Below are 15,088 nucleotides of genomic sequence, written 5' to 3'. Positions count from 1 at the left end.
CGTCCGCCGCTCTGAGGCCCGAGCCGCCGGCTGCGACCCGCCGCCGGCGGCCCGTTCCGGCCGCGGCGCTGCCGGCTGCGGCAGAAATCCTTTCATTGCACAGAATTTCGGCACCGCGCGCGCCGCCGCGGCGCCGACGCCCGCCACCCCCGGTGGTCCGCCCCTAGCGAATGCGGCCGCCGCGGCCGGCGGACGCCTTGGCACGGCACTTGCTCCCCTTCCTCAATGCGAGTCACCCAGGGGGAGTGAACACATGAAGAGATATTTGGCAGGACTAGGCCTTGCGGCGACGCTGACGGCGTCGATCGCCTTCGACGGCGCCGCGGCGGCGCAGGACACGATCAAGGTCGGCATCCTGCATTCGCTCTCCGGCACGATGGCGATCTCCGAGACGACGCTCAAGGACGTCATGCTGATGCTGATCGAGGAGCAGAACGCCAAGGGCGGGCTGCTCGGCAAGAAGCTCGAGCCGGTGGTCGTCGACCCGGCCTCCGACTGGCCGCTCTTCGCCGAGAAGGCGCGCGAGCTGATCAGCCAGCAGAAGGTGGCGGCCGTGTTCGGCTGCTGGACCTCGGTGTCGCGGAAATCCGTGCTGCCGGTTTTCGAGGAGCTCGATTCGATCCTCTTCTATCCGGTCCAGTACGAGGGCGAGGAGAGCTCGCGGAACGTCTTCTACACCGGCGCCGCGCCGAACCAGCAGGCGATCCCGGCGGTCGACTACCTCATGAACGAGGAAGGCGTAAAGCGCTGGGTGCTCGCCGGCACCGACTACGTCTATCCGCGCACGACCAACAAGATCCTCGAGCAGTACCTGAAGGATCATGGCGTCGCGCAGGAAGACATCATGATCAACTACACGCCGTTCGGCCATTCGGACTGGCAGACGATCGTCTCCGACATCAAGGCCTTCGGCTCTGCAGGCAAGAAGACGGCGGTGGTCTCCACCATCAACGGCGACGCCAACGTGCCGTTCTACAAGGAGCTCGGCAACCAGGGCGTCTCGGCCGAGGACATCCCGGTCGTCGCGTTCTCGGTCGGCGAGGAGGAGCTCGCCGGCATCGACACCGCCCCGCTCGTCGGGCATCTCGCGGCGTGGAACTACTTCATGTCCGTGGACACGCCGGAGAACGACGAGTTCATCGAGAAGTGGCAGACGTTCATCAAGAACGACAAGCGCGTCACCAACGACCCGATGGAAGCCCATTACATCGGCTTCAACATGTGGGTCAAAGCGGTCGAGAAGGCGGGGACGACCGACCCCGACAAGGTGATCGATGCAATGATCGGCGTCTCGGTGCCGAACCTCACCGGCGGCTATTCGGCGATGCTGCCGAACCACCACATCACCAAGCCCGTCCTGATCGGCGAGATCCAGGACGACGGCCAGTTCGACGTGGTCTGGGAGACCCCGGGCCTCGTCGCCGGCGACGAGTGGTCCGACTTCCTGCCGGAATCGAAGGTGCTGATCTCGGACTGGCGCGCACCGCTCTCCTGCGGGAACTTCAACGTCGAGACCGGCAAGTGCGGCGGTAAGGGCATGTAGTCCGGCTGCCTTCCGCGCCGCGGGCCGTCTCCGGTCCGCGGCGCCTTCCAACAGCAGCGGTCCGGGTTTCCGATGACTTCCTTCCTGCGCATGATCGTGATCCTGCTCGCGCTCTGCACGGCCGCCGCACCGGGCGCGCACGCGGAGGCCGATCCGGGCGCGCTCCTCGCCGGGCTCGGCGCGGGAGACTACGACGCCACAGAAGCGGCGATCGCCCGGATCGTGGCGACCGGCGACGCGCGCTTCGCGCCCGCGCTCGCAGCGCTCGGCAGCGGCGACCTCTACACCCGGAAATCCGACGGCAGGGTGGTGATCGGCCGCAAGGCCGGCGGCCGCGAGCTCGCCTTGATCGATCCCCTGAGCGGCGACGCGCTCGGCGAGGCCGCGAGCCGCGAGCTCGAGAAGATCCGCGTCAACAACCGCATCCGCCGCGCCGTGCGCAGCGCCATCGGCGTGCTGACGCTGATGAGCCCGAATCGGGCGGTCAGGCTCGCCGCCGCCAATTCGATCTTCGCGAGCCCCGACCCGGAATCGCTCGAGGCGCTCGACGCCGCGCTCGCCGCGGAGAAGGACCCCCAGGTGCAGGCCGCGATGGAGCGCGCCCGCGCCGCCTCGATCCTCGCCTCCGACCGGCCGGAGGCCGAGAAAGTGGCGGCGATCGAGACGGTCGCCGCGCGCGGCGGCCGCGACGCGCTCTCCATCCTGACGCCTCTCGCGAATTCGGAGAACGAGGCGGTCAAGAGCGCCGCCGCGGCCGGCATCGCACGCGTGGAGAGCGTGCTCGCGATGTGGGACGCCGCCCAGAACGTCTGGTACGGGATCTCGCTCGGCTCCGTGCTGCTCCTCGCCGCGATCGGCCTCGCCATCACGTTCGGCGTGATGGGCGTCATCAACATGGCGCATGGCGAGATGGTGATGCTCGGCGCCTACACGACCTTCGTCGTGCAGGAGATCATCCGCACCTCCGCGCCCTGGCTCTTCGACTGGTCGCTCGTCATCGCGCTGCCGCTCGCCTTCCTGGTGGCCGGGGCGGCCGGCTTCGTCATCGAACGCGGCATCATACGCTGGCTCTACGGCCGGCCGCTGGAGACGCTGCTCGCGACCTGGGGCATCTCGCTCATCCTGCAGCAGGCGGTGCGCAGCCTGTTCGGCCCGACCAACCGCGAGGTCGGCAACCCCTCCTGGATGTCGGGCGCGTTCGAGCTCGGCGGCCTCACGATCACCTACAACCGGCTCTGGATCGTGGTGTTCACGCTCGCGGTGTTCGCGCTTCTTCTCTTCGTCACGCGCTTCACCACGTTCGGGCTGCAGATGCGTGCGGTCACGCAGAACCGGCGGATGGCCGCCTCGATGGGCATCCGCACGCCCTGGATCGACGCCTTCACCTTCGCGCTCGGCTCCGGGATCGCCGGGATCGCCGGCGTGGCGCTGTCGCAGGTCGGCAACGTCTCCCCAAGCCTCGGCCAGGGCTACATCATCGACAGCTTCATGGTCGTGGTCTTCGGCGGCGTCGGCAATCTCTGGGGCACGCTGGTCGGCGCGCTCTCGCTCGGCGTGCTCAACAAGTTCCTCGAGCCCTATGCCGGCGCAGTGCTCGGCAAGATCCTGGTGCTCGTCCTCATCATCCTGTTCATCCAGAAGCGCCCGCGCGGCCTCTTCGCGCAACGCGGGCGGGCGGTGGAAAGCTGATGGCCCGCTTCCTGCTCGGCGCACTCGACCGCCGCGCCACGCCGATCGCGCTGGTGCTCCTTGTCGTGGCGGTGCTGGTCCCGGTCGCCCATCTCGGGCTTCCGGCGAGCCACCCGCTTCACGTGCCGACCTATATCGTCGCGCTCGTCGGCAAGTATCTCTGCTACGCGCTTCTCGCGGTCGCGCTCAATCTCGTCTGGGGCTATTGCGGCATCCTTTCGCTCGGCCACGGCGCCTTCTTCGCGCTCGGCGGCTACGCGATGGGCATGTACTTGATGCGCCAGATCGGCAGCCGCGGCGTCTACGGCAACCCGACGCTGCCGGACTTCATGGTGTTCCTGAACTGGAAGTCGCTGCCCTGGTACTGGCACGGCTTCGACCAGTTCTGGTTCGCCGCCCTGATGGTGCTCCTCGTCCCGGGCCTGCTCGCCTTCGTCTTCGGCTGGTTCGCCTTCCGCAGCCGCGTGACCGGCGTCTACCTCTCGATCATAACCCAGGCGCTCACCTACGCGCTCCTCCTCGCCTTCTTCCGCAACGACATGGGCTTCGGCGGGAACAACGGGCTGACGGACTTCAAGGACATGCTCGGCTTCAACATCCAGTCGTCGACGACGCGCTCGGCCCTCTTCGCCGCCTCGGCCATCGCGCTCGCGCTCGGCGTGCTGATCACGTCGGCGATCGTGCGCTCCAAGTTCGGCAAGGTGCTGATCGCGGTGCGCGACGCGGAAAGCCGGACCCGCTTCCTCGGCTACCGCGTGGAGCACGTGAAGCTCTTCGCCTTCGTCGTCTCCGCCTGCATGGCGGGGGTCGCCGGCGCGCTCTACGTGCCCCAGGTCGGCATCATCAATCCGAGCGAATTCGCGCCCGCCAACTCGATCGAGGTCGTGATCTGGACCGCCGTCGGCGGGCGCGCCACGCTCGCGGGCCCGATCGTCGGCGCGCTTCTCGTCAACGGCATGAAGACGTGGTTCACCGGGGCGCTGCCCGAAGCCTGGCTCTTCGTCCTCGGCGGGCTCTTCGTGGCCGTCACGCTGTTCCTGCCGCGCGGCATCGTCGGCACGCTCGCCCATGGCTGGAACGCGCTCGCCGAGCGCCGCCGCGCCGCCGCCGCGGAGGGCGGCCGCGATCCCGAGCCGAAACCTTCCGATCTCGAACCGGCGCCCGCGGAATGAACGCGACCAACGACCAGCTCGCCACGAGCCTGCTCTATCTCGACGGCGTCACCGTCTCCTTCGACGGCTTCCGCGCGCTCAACAGGCTTTCGCTCGTGCTCGGAAAGGGCGAGATGCGCGCCATCATCGGCCCGAACGGCGCCGGCAAGACCACGATGATGGACGTCATCACCGGCAAGACGCGGCCGGATGCCGGCGACGTCTTCTTCGAAGGCGCGATCGACCTCACCAAGCACGACGAGGCCGAGATCGCCGGGCTCGGCATCGGGCGCAAGTTCCAGAAGCCGACCGTCTTCGAGAGCCAGACCGTCCGGGACAATCTCGAGCTCGCGCTCGCCGGCGACCGCGGCATCTTCGCCACGCTCCTTCACCGGCCGAGCGCGGAGGAGACGAGCCGGATCGAGGCGATCCTCGAGACGATCCGGCTCGGGCATCTCCGCGACCGGCTCGCCGGCAGCCTCAGCCACGGCCAGAGGCAATGGCTCGAGATCGGCATGCTGCTGGCGCAGGACCCGAAGCTCCTCCTCGTCGACGAGCCGGCCGCCGGCATGACCGACGAGGAGACCAAGGAGACTGCGATCCTCCTGAAGCGGATCGCGCAGACGCATTCGGTCGTCGTCGTCGAGCACGACATGACCTTCGTGCGCGACCTGGACGTGAAGGTCACCGTGCTCCACGAGGGCTCCGTCCTGGCGGAGGGCACGCTCGACCATGTGAGCGCGGATCCGCGCGTGATCGAAGTCTATCTGGGGCGCTGATGCGGGAACTGGCGATCGCGATGCAGATGATCGATCTGGCCGGGGACGGGCCTCGGCGGGCTCCGGCGCGGCGCGCCGGCCGGCCGCGCGGCGCAACCTCCGCCGGCCGCCTCGCCAGGCTCCTGGGGCGGGCTTTCAAGCCCGGGTCGCCATGCTGACCGTCGAGAGCATCGACCTCCATTACGGCGCCGCGCAGGCGCTCCGCCGGGTGAGCCTCGTCGCCGAACCGGGCGAGGTGACCTGCGTGCTCGGCCGCAACGGCGTCGGCAAGACGAGCCTGATGCGGGCGATCGTCGGCCAGCACCCGGCTTCCGGCGGGCGCATCCTCTTCGAGGGCAGGCCGCTCACCGGATCGCCCTCCGCACGCGCGCGGGCCGGCATCGGCTACGTGCCGCAGGGACGCGAGATCTTCCCGCTCCTGACGGTGAAGGAGAACCTCGAGACCGGCTACGCGCCGCTGCCGCGCAAGGAGCGCACCGTGCCCGGCGAGGTCTTCGAGCTGTTCCCGGTCCTGCAATCGATGCTCGGACGGCGCGGCGGCGACCTTTCGGGCGGGCAGCAGCAGCAGCTCGCCATCGGCCGCGCCCTCGTCACCCGGCCGAAGCTCCTCGTCCTCGACGAGCCGACCGAAGGCATCCAGCCCTCGATCATCAAGGATATCGGCCGCGCCATCGTCTACCTGAAGGAGAAGGTCGGCCTCGCCATCGTGCTCGTCGAGCAATATCTCGATTTCGCCCGCGAGCTTGCCGACCGCGTCGCCATCATGGATCGTGGCGAGGTCGTCTTCACAGGGACAGCCGCCGATCTCGACGACGATGCCGTTCGCCGCCATCTCACCGTCTGATCCCGCGCCCGGGCCCCGGCTCCAGCGCACCTACGGCCGGGCCGCGATCGCCTTCAAGGCGGACGGCGCGCGGACCCGGCTCGACCGGCTGTTCCAGGAGGGCGCGGCCAAGATCCGGCTGCCGCGCGCGCCCGCGGGCGCGCCGCCCCAGGCCGTCCTCATCAACACCGCCGGCGGGCTCACCGGCGGCGACCGGCTGGCCTACGAGGTCGCCCTCCGGGCGGGCTGCCGCGCGACGCTCACGACCCAGGCCTGCGAGAAGATCTACCGCGCGAGCGGCGGCGAGGCCGAGATCGGCACGGCGCTCCGTCTCGCCGCGGGGAGCCGGCTCGACTGGCTGCCGCAGGAGGCGATCCTCTTCGACGGCGCGCGGCTTTCCCGCCGGCTCGACGCCGAACTCGCGGCCGACGCGTCGCTCCTCGCCGTCGAGGCCGCCGTGTTCGGCCGCCACGCGATGGGCGAGGAGATCGGCCGCGGCCTGCTGCGCGACCGCTGGCGCATCCGGCGCGGCGGCGAGCTGATCTTCGCGGACGATCTCCGCCTCGACTGGTCCGAGGCGGACCTTCTCCGCCGCCCGGCGGTGCTCGACGGCGCGCGCGCGGCGGCGACCGTGCTCTATGTCGGCGAGGACGCCGAGGCGCGGCTCGAGGACGTCCGCTCCGCGCTCGGCGGCGCTGGCGCGGCGAGCGCCTGGCGTGGCAAGCTCGTGGCGCGAATCGCCGCCGAGGACGGGGCCTCGCTCCGCCGCGCGCTTCTACCGGCGCTCGCCCGGCTCGCCCCGGGCGCCGCTTTTCCCCGGATCTGGCATGTCTGACGAGGCCCGATGAACCTCACCCCGCGCGAAAAGGACAAGCTTCTCGTCTCGATGGCCGCGATGGTCGCCCGGCGCAGGCTCGAGCGCGGGGTGAAGCTCAACCATCCCGAGGCGATCGCCCTCATCACGGATTTCGTGGTGGAAGGCGCGCGCGACGGCCGCACGGTCGCCGAGCTGATGGAGGCGGGCGCGCATGTCGTCGGCCGCGAGCAGGTGATGGACGGGGTCGCGGAGATGATCCATGACGTACAGGTGGAGGCGACGTTTCCGGACGGGACGAAGCTCGTCACCGTCCACGAGCCGATCCGCTGAGCAGGACCGGCGGCCGGAAGATCCGGCCGAGGGCCACGCTCGATCCGAGTGGCGCGACCCAATGCAGGGCGCCGTGTCGACCAAAAGAGGGACAGAAATGCTGAAGCGTCTTTCACTCGCAGCCGCCGCACTCGTCGTGGGAGCGGCCCCCGCGCTCGCCCATGTCGGCGCCGGCGCCACCGCCTCCTTCGCGGCCGGCGTCCATCATCCGCTGTCCGGCCTCGACCACATGACGGTGATGGTGGCGGTCGGCCTGTGGGCGGCGCTGAAGGGCGGCCGCGCCCTCTGGGCCTGGCCGTGCTCCTTCGTCGGCGTGATGCTCGCCGGCGGCCTGCTCGGCATGGCGCATGTGCCGGTGCCCTTCGTCGAGCCGGCCATCCTCGCCTCGGTCGTCGCGCTCGGGCTCCTGGTGGCGCTCGCGGTCGACCTGCCGGTCTGGCTCGGCGGGCTCGTGATCGGGGCGTTCGCGCTGTTCCACGGCCATGCGCACGGGACCGAGGCGGCCGCGGGGCTTTCGGGCCTCGAATATATCGCCGGCTTCGCGCTTGCGACCGCCGCGCTCCATCTCGCCGGCATCGCCGCCGGGATCGGCCTCGCCCGGCTCGACTACCGTTCGATGACGCGCGCCGCTGGCGCGGCCTGCGCGGCGCTCGGCGTGGCCATGATCGCCGGCGCGCTCTGACCATGATCCCCGGCGAGGTCATGCCCGCGGCGGGCGAGATCGAGCTCAATGCCGGGGCCGCGACCGTCACGCTGACGGTCGCGAACACCGGCGACCGGCCGATCCAGGTCGGCTCGCACTACCACTTCCACGAGACGAACCCCGCGCTCGCCTTCGACCGTGAGGCCGCGCGCGGCATGCGGCTCGACATCGCGGCCGGCACGGCGGTGCGCTTCGAGCCCGGCCAGAGCCGCGAGGTCACGCTGGTGCCGCTCGCGGGGGCGCGCAGGGTCTGGGGGTTCAACCAGAAGATCATGGGCGCGCTTTGAGGGCGCCCCGCTCCGGCATGCTGCGGGCGGGCGGCCGGGCGGGGCCCGGCGCGCTCTTCCTGGCCGGCGCCTCTAGATGTCGCGGCGGCCGTCTATCCGGCCTTCCGCGTCACGAGCGTGAGCGTGCCGCTCGGATCGAGGCTCGCCAGGATGATCTGGTCGGAGGTGACGCCTTCGGACTGCATCTTCGAGGCGACCACGGGCGTGGCGTCGAGCGCGCTCTGCATCTGCTGGAGATCGGCGTCGCTGCGCTGCGCCACGGCGTTGTTGACCTGCGTCTGGGTCTCCGCCGGCAGCTCGGAGACGTCGATGATCCGGACCTCCTTGATGGCGGCGGCCGGATTCTGCGCCTGCGCGGCGGCCGGCGGCTGTTCCGCCTGGGCGAAGGCCGGCGTCAGGCCCGCCGGCGCGAGCGCCAGCGAGGCAAGGACGGCGATCGTCGTCATCTTGCGCATGGACTTTCCTTTCGGTTGGAGAGTTGAGAAAACGCCACCCATCCGACCAGCACGATGCGATCCGAAGCCGCCCGCCATGTGATCATTCCGCGTTCATCTCGCGTCTGGAATGTGGGCGACTGACGTAATGATATCAGTTCGCGCGGGTGAATATCTTGCAAATCGTAAGGAAGAGTCAGACATGTAAGGCGTCTGGAGGGAATTCTGATGCAGGGCGCCGCAAGGGTCACTAGCAAGGGTCAGATAACGATTCCGAACTCGATCCGTGAAGAGTTCGGAATCGAGAAGGGAGATGACCTCGTCTTCTACAAGGGGCTCGACGGTCGTATGCGCGTCCGAGTCCGCAAGATGCGGAAAGGCGCCGGCAGCCGCTCTGTTCATTGGCCCGATGCCCCCAAGGGCGCCGAGGCTGTTCGGGATGTGGTCGAGGCGGCGGTCATGGATGCCCGAACCAAGGCAGATCGGGCAGAGATCTCGGAATGATCGCGGTCGATACGAACGTCCTGCTCCGTTACATCCTCGATGACGATAACCGCCAGTCGATCGTCGCGCGTCGACTGATCGACGAACAGTGTAGCTCCGACGAGCCCGCATTCGTGCACGAGGTGGTCCTGGCCGAGATCGTCTGGGTCCTCGGCGGCAAGAAGGGCGTGAAGCGCAAGGAGATCGCTCAGGTCTGCCGGGACCTGCTGGACAATGCTCATCTGAGCTTTCGCGACGAGGGTGGGCTTGCGGCGGCGTTAGACGCATTCGAGGATGGACCGGCAGACTTCGCCGAGTACCTGGTTGCAGCCCAGAGCAGGACACTCGGCGCCGCGACGACATGCACGTTTGACGTGGATGCCGGCAGATCGCCCGGGTTCACGCTTCTCTAGATTCGGTGGCACGTAACTCGAGTTCGAATGCTCGGGCCTAGTCAGCGGGAGAGATGGCAGATGGCCGATCCAGCTATCCACACCGGCGGCTGCCATTGCGGGGCGGTGCGCCTCGAGGCCGAGACGGCGCTCGAGCGGGTCAATACCTGCAACTGCTCGCGCTGCTCCAAGAAGGGCTTCATCTGGACCTTCGTCCCGAAGGAGCGCCTCACCCTCCTCTCGGGCGAGGGCCAGCTGCAGGAGTACCGTTCCAATACGGGCAAGCTCCAGCATCTGACCTGCCGCATCGGCGGCGTGCAGCCGTTCGCCCGCGGCACCGGCCCCGGCGGGACGGACGTCGCCGCCGTCAATGTCCGCCGCCTCGACGGCATCGATCTTGCTCGGCTCCGGCCGCTCGCATTCGACAGCAAGAGCCTCTGAGCCGAGGGGGAGAGACGCATGCCCGCCCGCATTTCCCGCGCAGCCTATGCCGACATGTTCGGGCCGACCGTCGGCGACAGGGTCCGGCTCGCCGACACCGAGCTCGTGATCGAGGTGGAGAAGGACTTCACCACCTATGGCGAGGAGGTGAAGTTCGGCGGCGGCAAGGTGATCCGCGACGGCATGGGCCAGAGCCAGGCGAGCCGGGCCGAGGGCGCCGTCGACACCGTCATCACGAACGCGCTGATCGTCGACCACTGGGGCATCGTGAAGGCGGATGTCGGCCTCAAGGACGGCCGCATCGCCGGCATCGGCAAGGCGGGCAACCCGGACACCCAGCCGGGCGTGACGATCGTGATCGGCCCCGGCACCGAGGCGATCGCGGGCGAAGGCAAGATCCTCACCGCCGGCGCCATGGACGCCCACATCCACTTCATCTGCCCGCAGCAGATCGAGGAGGCGCTGATGTCGGGCGTCACCACGATGCTCGGCGGCGGCACCGGCCCGGCGACCGGGACGAACGCCACGACCTGCACGCCGGGGCCCTGGCACCTCGCCCGCATGATCGAGGCGGCCGACGCCTTCCCGATGAACCTCGCCTTCGCCGGCAAGGGCAACGCCTCGCGCCCGCAGGCGCTCGCCGAGCAGATCCGCGCCGGCGCCTCCTCGCTCAAGCTCCACGAGGACTGGGGCACGACCCCCGCCGCGATCGACTGCTGCCTCGCCGTCGCCGACGAGCACGACATCCAGGTGATGATCCACACCGACACGCTGAACGAATCGGGCTTCGTGGAGGATACGATCGCCGCCTTCAAGGGCCGCACCATCCACGCCTACCACACCGAGGGCGCCGGAGGCGGCCATGCGCCCGACATCATCAAGGTCTGCGGGCTGCCGAACGTCATCCCGTCCTCGACCAACCCGACCCGCCCCTACACGCGGAACACGATCGACGAGCATCTCGACATGCTCATGGTCTGCCACCATCTCGACCCCGCGATCCCGGAGGACGTCGCCTTCGCCGAGAGCCGCATCCGGAAGGAGACGATCGCGGCGGAGGACATCCTCCACGACATGGGCGCCTTCTCCATCATCGCTTCCGACAGCCAGGCGATGGGGCGGGTCGGCGAGGTGCTGATCCGGACCTGGCAGACCGCCCACAAGATGAGGGTGCAGCGCGGCCGGCTGCCCGAGGAGACCGGCGCCAACGACAATGCCCGCGTGAAGCGCTACATCGCGAAGGTGACGATCAACCCGGCCATCGCGCACGGCCTCGCCGGGCATATCGGCTCGGTGGAGGTGGGCAAGCGCGCCGATCTCGTCCTCTGGAGCCCCGCCTTCTTCGGCGTGAAGCCGGATCTCGTGCTGCTCGGCGGCATGATCGCCGCGGCGCCGATGGGCGACCCGAACGCCTCGATCCCGACGCCGCAGCCGGTGCATTACCGCCCGATGTTCGGCGCCTACGGCAAGGCGCGCACGGCCTCTTCCGTCACCTTCGTGAGCCAGGCGGCGCTCGCGGCCGGGCTGAAGGCGCAGCTCGGCGTCGCCAAGGAGCTCGTCGCCGTGCGGAACACGCGCGACGGCCTCGGCAAGGCCTCGATGATCCACAATTCCGCGACGCCGCGGATCGAGGTCGATCCGGAAACCTACGAGGTCCGCGCCGACGGCGAGCTCATCACCTGCGAGCCGGCGACCGTGCTGCCGATGGCGCAGCGCTATTTCCTGTTCTGATGCGGTCCGCCGGGCCGAATGGCGGCCGAATCCCTTCTGCGGTAGAATAAGGCTATGGCCGTCGGACTGACTTCCCCGCGCGCGGACGCCGCGCCCTACGAGTTCGACTTTCCTCGATGGGCCGAGCAGCAGGCGCGCGCGCTGCGCGCGCGAAACCCCGCGGAGATCGACTGGGACAATGTCGCCGAGGAGATCGAAAGCTTGGGGCGCAACGACCGTCGGGCGATCGCAGCGCGCCTCGAAGTGCTGATCGCACATCTTCTCAAATGCCTCGTCCAGCCGGAGCGACGGACGAGAAGCTGGGACCTGACGATCCAGGAACAGCGGAAGCGGATCGCATTGCTCATCGAGCGTAGCCCGAGCCTCGCCGATTTTCCCGCCAGGCAGTTCGAGGAAGCCTACCGGGAGGCTGTCAGGCTCGCCTCGCGTGATACCGGCCTTGCCGAAAAGGCATTCCCGGCGGCCGCCCCCTTCTCCGCGGACCAGGCGCTGAGCCCCGACTTCGTCACAGGTTCCCGGGATTCCGGGCGGGACGTTCGCGCGTGACCGCCTATCAGCGTGATCGCACGGCCTGGGCTAGCGAACAGGCGCGGCTCCTGCGGGCGCGGCGGCTGCCGGAGATCGATGCAGCGAATGTGGCGCGCGAGATCGAAGGCCTGGCCGCGGAGGACGTGCCGGTCCTGCGCGAGCGGATCCGTATATTGCTCACCGCCCTGCTCCGCTGGGCGTACCAGCCGGACCTGAGATCGACCGCGCTTGCCTCCACGATGGCGGCGCAGCGCTGGCGGATCGAGGCCGTCCTGAAGGACAGCGCCAGCCTCAGGCCGCTCGTCGCGGATCTGGTCGTCGAAGCTTATCCGGAGGCAAAACGCCTGGCAGTGCTCGAAAGCGGGCTCTTCGACGAGAGCTTTCCGGAGGGCCTTCCTTTCCTGCCGCACGAGGTGCTCGATTTCGACTTCAGGCCCGACCCCTTCGGCGAACGTGAGAATGGAGCCTGAGCATGGGACCGACAGCGCCCCGCGGAGCGGACTTGACGTGATCCGCGCCGCAATCGTCCGCCCTGCCGGCGCGTGGTCCGAGGCCCCGGCGGATAGGGTCACGCTCTCCTACGACGACCGCCACCGGCGGCGGATCGCCATGCGGGGGGACGGCGGGCTCGCCTTCCTGCTCGACCTGCCGGAAGCCCTGTCGCTTCGCGACGGCGACGGCCTGGTGCTGGAGGACGGCCGCATCGTCGCGGTGCGGGCGAAGCCGGAGGCGCTGCTCGAGATCCGGGCGCGCGACGCGCATCACCTCGCCCGGCTCGCCTGGCACATCGGCAACCGTCACGTCCCCGCCGCGATCGGGGCCGGCCGCATCCTGATCCGCCCGGACCACGTCATCGCGGAAATGCTGGAAGGGCTCGGCGCGGAGCTCGCCGCCGCCGAAGCACCGTTCGACCCCGAAGGCGGCGCCTATGCCGAGGCCCGGCACGAAGCGGGCGGCCATGCCGGCCACCGCCATGGCGCGGGCGATCATCATCATGCCGCCGGAGAGCCGCACCATCACGCGCACGGCGACCGCCATCCGCATTCCCATGAGCGCAGCTGAGGCAATGCGGCCGGCCGCCGCCACCGCGGGCAGCGATCGCGGCCGCGACGCCACCGCGCTGCTGAAGCTCGCCACCTTCTTCTCGGCGTCCTTTCCGATCGGGGCGTTCTCCTATTCGCACGGGCTCGAATGGCTGATCGCGGAAGGCCGGCTCCCGGACGCCGCGTCGGTACGCGACTGGATCGGCGACCTGCTGCGGATCGGCAGCGGCTGGAACGACGCCGTGCTCTTCGCCGAGGCCTGGCGCCGCACGACGGCCGGCGATTGCCCGGGCCTCGCCGCGGCGGCCGAGCTTGCCGGCGCGCTTGCCGGGACGCGGGAGCGGCACCTCGAAACCGTGGCGCAGGGCGGCGCCTTCGCGGTGGCCGCCGAGGCCGGCTGGCCGTGCGAGGCGACCGCCTGGCTCCGGGACCGGGAGACGCCCTACCCGATCGCCGCCGGCGCGGTCGCGGCGGGCCACGCGATCCCGCTGGAGCTCGGGCTCGCCGCCTTCCTCAACGCCTTCGCGGCGAACCTCGTCTCCGTCGCCGTCCGCCTCGTTCCGCTCGGCCAGAGCGCGGGGCTCGGCGCGCATGCCGCGCTCCATCCCCTCATCCGCGACGTCGCCGCCCGGGCCGCCGCCGCCTCGCTCGACGATCTCGGGGCGGCGACGATCGCCTCGGACATGGCGTCGATGCGCCACGAAACCCTCTATTCCCGGATCTTCAGGACATGAGCTCGGCACACGGACCGCTCCGGGTCGGCATCGGCGGACCCGTCGGGGCCGGCAAGACGACCCTCACGGAGATGCTCTGCAAGGCGATGCGCGACCGCTGGTCGGTCGCCGTCATCACCAACGACATCTACACCCGGGAGGACGCCCTCATCCTTGCCCGCGTACAGGCCCTGCCGGAGGAGCGGATTGTCGGGGTCGAGACGGGCGGCTGCCCGCACACCGCGATCCGCGAGGACGCCTCGATCAATCTCGCGGCGGTGGCCGATCTGCGCCGGCGCTTCCCCGATCTCGACGTGATCTTCATCGAATCGGGCGGCGACAATCTGGCGGCGACGTTCTCGCCGGAGCTCGCGGACCTGACGATCTACGTGATCGACGTCGCGGGCGGCGAGAAGGTGCCCCGCAAGGGCGGGCCCGGCATCACCCGTTCCGATCTCCTCGTCGTCAACAAGACCGATCTCGCGCCCTTCGTCGGAGCCGATCTCGCGATCATGGAGGCGGACACGAAGCGGATGCGCGGGGACCGGCCCTACGTCTTCGCGGACACGCTCCGCCGAAAGGGCCTCGACCGGATCGTCGCCTTCATCGAGGAGCGCGGCGGCCTTTCGGGCTGATCAAAGAGAAGGCGCCCGCTGCCCGAAATTGCCGCTTTCATCCTGCCCTCCGGGACCTATATTCGAGCTGTCCGAAACAATGCGAAAGGAGGTGATCCAGTGTCTCATTGTCATAACCCGCGGTCGCTGGGTGCCGTGAACTGGATGCTCGCCTCTGACGAGATCGGCGCGGCCTGAACGGCGCGAGTGAGCGGTCCCGACCGCGGACCGACAATGGAAGGGCTGCCCCCGCGAGGGCAGCCCTTCGTCGTTTCGGGCCCGCCTGTCGCCATCGCGGGGTCAGACCCGGTGGTCGTGCGGCCTTGCCACACCCTCTCCGTCGTCGTCGCCGGGCTCGACCCACTGCTGTCCGGTTTGATTTCACGCCCATTGCAGGACCATCTGGTTGGGCGGTTCGGTGGGTGGATCGTGGCCGGTCAGCCGGTCGATGCGGCGCTTGTGCATGAGGTTGACGCGCACCAGGCGGGCGAAGGCGAGGGGGCTTTCGACGGCGGTCTGGGCGGCCTGGGCGAGCCGCAGGATGAGGAAGGCGATGAGGGCGACGGCGACCTGGATGCGCACGGCGT

The 15,088-nt window shown here is 69.5% G+C and carries 19 protein-coding genes and 1 pseudogene; 18 read left to right on the top strand and 2 right to left on the bottom strand.

The window, feature by feature from the left end; genetic code table 11:
- Nucleotides 1-253: 253 nt before the first annotated feature.
- From urtA to E4O86_RS19050, 9 genes are all read left to right on the top strand, one after another.
- Nucleotides 254-1,543 carry an urea ABC transporter substrate-binding protein gene (gene urtA, locus E4O86_RS19090; RefSeq protein WP_161142143.1) on the top strand — a complete coding sequence of 430 codons (1,290 nt, stop codon included), beginning with the start codon at nt 254-256 and terminating at the stop codon, nt 1,541-1,543.
- A 72-nt stretch (nt 1,544-1,615) separates the two neighbouring features.
- Nucleotides 1,616-3,232 carry an urea ABC transporter permease subunit UrtB gene (gene urtB, locus E4O86_RS19085; RefSeq protein WP_161142142.1) on the top strand — a complete coding sequence of 539 codons (1,617 nt, stop codon included), beginning with the start codon at nt 1,616-1,618 and terminating at the stop codon, nt 3,230-3,232.
- On the top strand, nt 3,229-4,404 hold the full coding sequence (urtC, locus tag E4O86_RS19080) for an urea ABC transporter permease subunit UrtC (protein WP_161142145.1): 1,176 nt from the start codon (nt 3,229-3,231) through the stop codon (nt 4,402-4,404). Before urtB ends, urtC begins: the two co-directional genes overlap by 4 nt.
- Nucleotides 4,401-5,162, top strand: a complete 762-nt coding sequence (gene urtD, locus E4O86_RS19075; protein ID WP_161142141.1) for an urea ABC transporter ATP-binding protein UrtD — start codon at nt 4,401-4,403, stop codon at nt 5,160-5,162. The genes urtC and urtD overlap by 4 nt, the downstream gene beginning before the upstream one ends.
- 151 nt (nt 5,163-5,313) lie before the next feature.
- Nucleotides 5,314-6,006 carry an urea ABC transporter ATP-binding subunit UrtE gene (gene urtE / locus E4O86_RS19070; RefSeq protein WP_161142140.1) on the top strand — a complete coding sequence of 231 codons (693 nt, stop codon included), beginning with the start codon at nt 5,314-5,316 and terminating at the stop codon, nt 6,004-6,006.
- Nucleotides 5,978-6,820 (top strand): urease accessory protein UreD, encoded by an 843-nt coding sequence (locus E4O86_RS19065; protein ID WP_161142139.1) that lies wholly within the window; start codon nt 5,978-5,980, stop codon nt 6,818-6,820. The genes urtE and E4O86_RS19065 overlap by 29 nt, the downstream gene beginning before the upstream one ends.
- 9 nt (nt 6,821-6,829) lie before the next feature.
- Nucleotides 6,830-7,132, top strand: coding sequence for an urease subunit gamma (locus tag E4O86_RS19060; RefSeq protein WP_161142138.1), 303 nt, complete (start codon nt 6,830-6,832; stop codon nt 7,130-7,132).
- Between the two features lie 97 nt (nt 7,133-7,229).
- Nucleotides 7,230-7,814, top strand: a complete 585-nt coding sequence (locus E4O86_RS19055; RefSeq protein WP_161142137.1) for a HupE/UreJ family protein — start codon at nt 7,230-7,232, stop codon at nt 7,812-7,814.
- Nucleotides 7,815-7,816: 2 nt separating this feature from the next.
- A complete protein-coding gene (locus tag E4O86_RS19050) occupies nt 7,817-8,122 on the top strand; it encodes an urease subunit beta (RefSeq protein ID WP_161142136.1) in 306 nt (101 codons plus the stop codon).
- 92 nt (nt 8,123-8,214) lie between these two features.
- Here E4O86_RS19050 and E4O86_RS19045 read toward each other — a convergent pair whose 3' ends face one another.
- The gene (locus E4O86_RS19045) at nt 8,215-8,577 is read right to left on the bottom strand and encodes a hypothetical protein (protein ID WP_161142135.1); all 363 of its coding nucleotides are present in this window, start codon (nt 8,575-8,577) and stop codon (nt 8,215-8,217) included.
- 207 nt (nt 8,578-8,784) lie between these two features.
- Between E4O86_RS19045 and E4O86_RS19040 the strand changes: the two genes are divergently transcribed.
- Genes E4O86_RS19040 through ureG form a run of 9 tightly spaced genes read left to right on the top strand, consistent with a single transcriptional unit; the run spans nt 8,785 to nt 14,522 of the window.
- Complete coding sequence (locus tag E4O86_RS19040; protein WP_161142134.1) at nt 8,785-9,060, top strand: AbrB/MazE/SpoVT family DNA-binding domain-containing protein; 276 nt, start codon at nt 8,785-8,787, stop codon at nt 9,058-9,060.
- Entirely contained in the window at nt 9,057-9,452 is a 396-nt protein-coding gene (locus E4O86_RS19035) for a type II toxin-antitoxin system VapC family toxin (protein WP_161142133.1), read from the top strand. The genes E4O86_RS19040 and E4O86_RS19035 overlap by 4 nt, the downstream gene beginning before the upstream one ends.
- A 60-nt stretch (nt 9,453-9,512) precedes the next feature.
- The gene (locus tag E4O86_RS19030) at nt 9,513-9,872 is read left to right on the top strand and encodes a GFA family protein (RefSeq protein ID WP_161142132.1); all 360 of its coding nucleotides are present in this window, start codon (nt 9,513-9,515) and stop codon (nt 9,870-9,872) included.
- An 18-nt stretch (nt 9,873-9,890) separates the two neighbouring features.
- Entirely contained in the window at nt 9,891-11,603 is a 1,713-nt protein-coding gene (gene ureC, locus E4O86_RS19025) for an urease subunit alpha (protein ID WP_161142131.1), read from the top strand.
- Between the two features lie 54 nt (nt 11,604-11,657).
- A complete protein-coding gene (locus tag E4O86_RS19020) occupies nt 11,658-12,149 on the top strand; it encodes a DUF29 domain-containing protein (RefSeq protein WP_161142130.1) in 492 nt (163 codons plus the stop codon).
- Nucleotides 12,146-12,601 carry a DUF29 family protein gene (locus E4O86_RS19015; protein WP_161142129.1) on the top strand — a complete coding sequence of 152 codons (456 nt, stop codon included), beginning with the start codon at nt 12,146-12,148 and terminating at the stop codon, nt 12,599-12,601. Before E4O86_RS19020 ends, E4O86_RS19015 begins: the two co-directional genes overlap by 4 nt.
- Nucleotides 12,602-12,638: 37 nt before the next feature.
- The gene (locus E4O86_RS19010) at nt 12,639-13,193 is read left to right on the top strand and encodes a UreE family protein (protein ID WP_161142128.1); all 555 of its coding nucleotides are present in this window, start codon (nt 12,639-12,641) and stop codon (nt 13,191-13,193) included.
- Between the two features lie 4 nt (nt 13,194-13,197).
- The gene (locus E4O86_RS19005) at nt 13,198-13,908 is read left to right on the top strand and encodes an urease accessory UreF family protein (protein WP_161142144.1); all 711 of its coding nucleotides are present in this window, start codon (nt 13,198-13,200) and stop codon (nt 13,906-13,908) included.
- Nucleotides 13,905-14,522, top strand: a complete 618-nt coding sequence (gene ureG / locus E4O86_RS19000; protein ID WP_161142127.1) for an urease accessory protein UreG — start codon at nt 13,905-13,907, stop codon at nt 14,520-14,522. The genes E4O86_RS19005 and ureG overlap by 4 nt, the downstream gene beginning before the upstream one ends.
- Nucleotides 14,523-14,882: 360 nt before the next feature.
- On the opposite strand, the pseudogene E4O86_RS18995 reads toward ureG, so the two are convergent.
- Nucleotides 14,883-15,088 (bottom strand): annotated as a pseudogene (locus E4O86_RS18995) (IS4 family transposase); the annotation flags it as partial.

It is taken from the genome of Propylenella binzhouense, from assembly GCF_009866965.1.
Lineage (GTDB): Bacteria > Pseudomonadota > Alphaproteobacteria > Rhizobiales > Afifellaceae > Propylenella > Propylenella binzhouense.
Note: the sequence above shows the minus strand (reverse complement) of the source record. Positions and strands in the feature narration are given on the sequence as shown.